We start from the raw sequence: 5,479 nt of genomic DNA, 5'->3' as shown, positions 1-5,479 counted from the left end.
TCACCGCACTATACGCCGAGGCGGGGATTGATCACAGCTACGATCTTTTCACGGACGTCAATCACGGGTTCAACCATTTCGGCCAGTTCTATTCCCCGTCCTTGCGCTCTATCGAGCGGGCCGCGCATTTCCTCAAACGACCCTAACGCGCCGACAAACCATTGCTGAAGAAACGATAAAGGGAGCCAGTGCGGCTCCCTTTATATATTGAATGTGCCGCCAGTTTAGGCGCGGTGCGCGCCGTCGGACAGTGCTTTGACAAAGGCTGCAATATCAGCCACGGATTTACCGTCAGCGATCTGTTTAACGATGGCTGAGCCAACCACGGTGCCGTCCGCAATCGATGCGATCTCTTGGGCTTTTTCGGGCGTGTTAACGCCAAAGCCAACAATGACGGGCAGGTCAGTTTGTGACTTTATCCGTGCAACTTCGGGGGCAACATCGGCGCTTGAGGCTTCTGCGGCCCCCGTCACACCGGTCACGGACACGTAGTAGACAAAGCCGGAGGTGTTTTCCAAAACCTTGGGAAGGCGTTTGTTGTCTGTAGTCGGGGTCGCCAAACGGATAAAGTTCAGACCCGCAGCTTGCGCAGGGATGCACAGCTCCTCGTCCTCTTCGGGGGGCAGGTCCACGATGATCAACCCATCGATACCCGCCTCATTGGCGTCGACCAGAAACTTATCTACGCCACGGCTATAAATCGGGTTGTAGTATCCCATCAAAACAAGCGGCGTGGTGTCATCGGTTTCGCGAAACGCCTTTGCGATGGCCAGTGTTTTGGTCAGCGTCATGCCGTGGTCAAGCGCGCGTTGGCCCGCCAGTTGGATCGTCGGACCGTCCGCCATCGGATCGGTAAAAGGCAGACCGAGTTCGATGATATCGACACCTGCCGCCGGTAGCGCTTTGACGATCTCTAGTGATTTCGCCTCATCGGGATCGCCGGCCATGACGTAGGCCACAAAGGCTTTCTTACCCTCGGCTTTAAGATGGGCAAATTTGGCATCGATACGGGTCATTTGGCGCTCCCTTGGCAAACTTCCTGTCGGGTTTCGCCGATCTTGCGCATAAGTGCAATGGGCTAGGCTTGCGCGAGACCCCATTGCGGCTTAGACACGCGTGGAATTTGTAGACAAAGGAGGCCGAGATGGGCTTCAAAATGGGTATCGTAGGTCTGCCGAATGTCGGCAAGTCCACGCTTTTCAACGCACTGACAAAAACCGCAGCCGCTCAGGCGGCGAACTTTCCGTTCTGTACGATCGAGCCGAATGTAGGCGAGGTCGCAGTGCCTGATCCACGACTTGACCAACTGGCCGAGATCGCAGGGTCCAAACAGATCATTCCAACGCGCATGACCTTTGTGGACATCGCGGGTCTGGTCAAAGGCGCCTCCAAGGGCGAAGGGTTGGGCAACCAGTTCCTTGCGAATATTCGCGAATGCGATGCAATTGCCCATGTGGTGCGCTGTTTCGAGGATGGCGATGTGGTCCACGTCGAGGGGCGCGTTAACCCCGTAGACGATGCGCAAGTCATCGAGATGGAATTGATGCTCGCCGACTTGGAAAGCATCGAGAAACGCCGCGCCAACCTCGTGCGCAAACTCAAAGGCAACGACAAAGAGGCAGCGGTTCAGGACCGTCTTTTGGCAGCAGCGCAAGCCGCGCTCGAAAGCGATCAGCCCGCCCGCACCGTTGTGGTCGATGCCGACGACATGAAACAGTGGAAAATGCTGCAACTGTTGACGCAAAAACCGATCCTGTATGTGTGCAACGTCGAGGAAGATAAAGCCTCGAAAGGAAACGCACATTCTGATGCCGTGGCCAGAATGGCCGCTGATCAGGGCGCAGGCGCGGTTGTGATCTCCGCCAAGATCGAAGAAGAAATTTCCCAACTCGACGCCGAGGAAGCGGAAATGTTCTTGGGCGAAATGGGGTTGGAAGAGGCTGGTCTCGACCGCCTGATCCGTGCAGGCTACGAGCTTTTGCACCTTGAAACCTATTTCACCGTTGGCCCAAAAGAGGCCCGTGCGTGGACAATCCCCAAAGGCACCGCAGGCCCCGCTGCCGCCGGCGTCATTCACGGTGACTTTGAAAAAGGGTTCATTCGCGCCGAAACCATCGCTTTTGACGATTATATCGCCTTTAAGGGCGAAACAGGCGCAAAAGACGCGGGGAAAATGCGCGCTGAGGGCAAAAGCTACATCGTACAAGATGGCGATGTAATGCACTTCCTCTTTAATAACTGATATCTGCGTGCCAGAGATGAAAAAAGGCCGCTCCATTTGGGGCGGCCTTTGTCGTTATATCACCTTGCGCAGTGCGTTTAGCGCGCGCGCTTTCCATCCCTTAAAGGGGGGCTCAGTGACAAACATACCGTTCCATTTTGCCTGACGGACAACAGATTTCATGTGAGAAAAGGTTTCGAACCCATGGCGTCCGTGATACGCGCCCATCCCCGATGCGCCAACCCCGCCAAAGGGCAGGGTATCAACGCTGACATGGATCACTGTGTCATTGATCGTCACCCCGCCAGAGATCGACCCATTGAGCCATAGCTTCTGCTCATCACGATCATCGGCGAACACGTAAAGCGCCAGAGGGTGATCGCGTGCGCCAACAAAGTCCAAGGCCTCTTGGGGGGTGTCGTACGGGATAAGAGGTAAAATAGGACCAAATATTTCTTCGCGCATCAGTTTCGTGTCGAGAGGAGGGTCGAGAACCACAACCGGTGCAAATTTGCGCGTGCCCGCTATTGAGCCGTCATGCTCATTGGAAAGGATCTGTGCGCCACGCCCCTTTGCCTCGTTGAGTAGTGTGTGCAGCCGCTCGAGATGCCGCTCGGATATAATTGCAGAATAGTCCTCGCCATTTGACCCCTCGGGATAGAACTTTGCCCATGCGCCCAAAATAGCGTTTGCGGTAGCCTGCATCTGGCTGCGCGGAACTAGAACGTAATCTGGAGCGACACAGATTTGGCCTGCGCTTGCCGTCTTACCCCATGCGATGCGCCGCGCCGCGCGATCTACGTCGGCAGATGGCATAACGATCGCGGGAGATTTCCCGCCCAATTCAAGAGTGACAGGAGTGAGGTTTTGTGCCGCCGCTTGGGCGACGATCCGTCCAATTTCGGTCGATCCTGTGAATAGCAGGTGATCAAAGGGGAGGCCCGAAAATGTGGCAGCAACGTCCGCGCCGCCGGTGATGACGCTTACCACGTCCGGTGCAAATGTTGAATGCATCATGTTTGCCAATGCCTCTGAGGTGCGTGGCGACAATTCAGAGGGCTTGATCATCACACGGTTGCCCGCGGCGATAGCTGCGGCTAAGGGCGCCATCGCCAGATAGACTGGAAAGTTCCAAGGCGCGATGATGCCGACGACACCTAGCGGCTGAGGGCGAATTTCGCAGGTCGCTGGCCTGAATTGCAACGGCGTCCGAACGCGGCGCGTCCGCATCCAGGCCTTAAGATGTTTGCGGTTGCTACGAATTTCCGACAGCGAGGTGGTGATGTCAAACGTGCGGCATTCTTGCACAGACCGGTGCGAGAAATCAGTATTCATCGCGGCGATCAGTCGGTCCTCATGTGCCAGTAGCGCGGTTTCAAGTGCCGTAAGTTGGGCGATACGTTGTTTGGCAGTTGTCTCGGACAACGTTGCGCGCGCGATGGCGTGCGCGGCTTTCATGTTCTGGAATGTGGAAATAAGATCGCTCATGCGGCCTCCGGTTCTGTGTGCCAGTAACACAATCGTAGAGCGCGGCGATTGAAAAGTCTGGAATGTACATTGTGCGCGCCCTGACGCGGCGTTTGCAATCTCATGTCGGCGCTATTCGCAAGGAAATCAAAAAAACACGCGCTTTTGAACTTGTCACCCACAGATGAGCCCATTAAACGGGTCGACGGAGATGTGGCCGAGTGGTCGAAGGCGCTCCCCTGCTAAGGGAGTAGGCTCGGAAGGGTCTCGAGGGTTCGAATCCCTTCGTCTCCGCCACATACCCTATTTGACCGTTTCGATCATATAAATAAGGGGTTTATGGTGTGGCGTAGAATCGACTACCACACACGTTTACCACACACGCAAGCCACACACGTTGATTTCATAATTTAGCATGAATCACACCTACTCCCTTAACAGGGGAGGGCCTTCGATCACTCGGCCACGTTGAAATATGTATCCTACGCAGTTCTGGTGCTGATAATTGACTGTTCGTGCTCGTTAACTTGGTCACAATACAACCTATTTAGGTGTTGTAGCTTCGTTATTGAGGTGCAGCTCTTCTAGCCGTTGACTTATGCGCAACAAAAAAACTATTTCACCCCAAATAAAATGCAAAAGGCGTTCCTGACAATGTTCTCCAAACCAGTAAGCCCCAAATCGGATGTTTCAGCTGCTACCTCAAAGGACACCATGCAACGCCGCTCAGTTTTACACGACGGCATTGTGATTAAGGGTGACTGGCAAAGCGATGGTATCGTTGAGTTCGGCGGTGCGATCACTGGCGATCTAACAGTAGACGTACTGATTGTAACATCTACAGGAACGGTTGAGGGCAACGTAAGAGCAAGATCGGTCACGGTGGAGGGGCAGTTATACGGTACCATCGCAGCTATTGATGTTAGTTTGTCTCCTACAGCGATTGTGAAAGGTGAAATTGAAGCAGAGGGAATTCACGTCGATTTTGGTGCGCAAGTCGAGGGGCGCTTGGCTGCAAAAGGTAACACTTCAAGTTAATACCTCTTTTTACTCGGAATAACTCCACGCACCCCACCTCTAGGGTCAGCGAGATCACCATCTCTCCGTGGGATCAAGTGAACGTGTGCGTGGAACACAGTCTGACCCGCTGAGGCTCCTGCATTGATCCCAATATTGAAGCCTGTAACTGTGTTATCTTGCTTTAGGATTAACTGGCGCTGCTCATGTAACATTGTCTCAATGGCATTACGCTCAGGCTGATGAAGGTCGAAGTAATCAGCTACGTGGCGCTTGGGAATGACTAGCGTGTGATGCTCAGCAACTGGGAAGGCGTCCTTGATAGCAATGCAAAGCTCATTCTCACCGATTATACGCCCAGTGCCTAACTCACAGAAGATACAATCAGTCTCACGGTCGTTGTAGCTATCCACAATACCTCTAAAGTCCGTATTGTCAGTATCCCGCTTGTTGGTGTTGCAGGTCATGCAAAGAGCTTGGAAGTTGCTGATGTCGTCAGGGCCACCTTTGGACCTTGGAATGATATGATCAACATGGAGGGCGACCTGATCCTCATGTCCTCCGCATAGCTCACAACGATGTTTTGCACGTTTAAGTACGTTATAACGGATGCTGCCTGATACGTAGCCACTGTCTGGCCCTCTGTGGCCCCATATGGCTTCACCACGCTTACTTATGTATGCATCGATAGCCTCATCACACATGGCCTCTAGAGTGGCTCTCTGCGCCTCTGTATGGGTCGTTTCAGTAAGGCGATAACCTGTACTCTGACGA

The 5,479-nt window shown here is 53.8% G+C and carries 5 protein-coding genes and 1 tRNA gene; 3 read left to right on the top strand and 3 right to left on the bottom strand.

The genetic code is table 11. The features are described 5' to 3' along the window. Positions 1-224: 224 nt before the first annotated feature. A complete protein-coding gene (gene trpA, locus ACTG34_RS13265; protein ID WP_439105363.1) occupies positions 225-1,016 on the bottom strand; it encodes a tryptophan synthase subunit alpha in 792 nt (263 codons plus the stop codon). Positions 1,017-1,144: 128 nt separating this feature from the next. Between trpA and ychF the strand changes: the two genes are divergently transcribed. Then, positions 1,145-2,242, top strand: coding sequence for a redox-regulated ATPase YchF (gene ychF, locus ACTG34_RS13260; protein WP_439105362.1), 1,098 nt, complete (start codon positions 1,145-1,147; stop codon positions 2,240-2,242). 54 nt (positions 2,243-2,296) lie between these two features. On the opposite strand, the gene ACTG34_RS13255 is transcribed toward ychF, so the two are convergent. Further along, complete coding sequence (locus ACTG34_RS13255; RefSeq protein ID WP_439105361.1) at positions 2,297-3,709, bottom strand: coniferyl aldehyde dehydrogenase; 1,413 nt, start codon at positions 3,707-3,709, stop codon at positions 2,297-2,299. 186 nt (positions 3,710-3,895) lie between these two features. Here ACTG34_RS13255 and ACTG34_RS13250 point away from each other — a divergent pair. Together ACTG34_RS13250 and ACTG34_RS13245 are read left to right on the top strand one after the other, a co-directional pair. Further along, positions 3,896-3,985, top strand: a tRNA-Ser gene (locus ACTG34_RS13250). Between the two features lie 357 nt (positions 3,986-4,342). Continuing rightward, positions 4,343-4,726, top strand: coding sequence for a bactofilin family protein (locus ACTG34_RS13245; protein WP_439105360.1), 384 nt, complete (start codon positions 4,343-4,345; stop codon positions 4,724-4,726). Here ACTG34_RS13245 and ACTG34_RS13240 read toward each other — a convergent pair. After that, positions 4,723-5,479: HIT domain-containing protein (locus ACTG34_RS13240; protein WP_439105359.1), on the bottom strand; the 757-nt coding region annotated here is incomplete at its 5' end. The genes ACTG34_RS13245 and ACTG34_RS13240 overlap by 4 nt on opposite strands.

This window comes from Celeribacter marinus (assembly GCF_965656515.1).
GTDB classification, from domain to species: Bacteria; Pseudomonadota; Alphaproteobacteria; order Rhodobacterales; family Rhodobacteraceae; genus Celeribacter; species Celeribacter marinus_D.
Note: the sequence above shows the minus strand (reverse complement) of the source record. Positions and strands in the feature narration are given on the sequence as shown.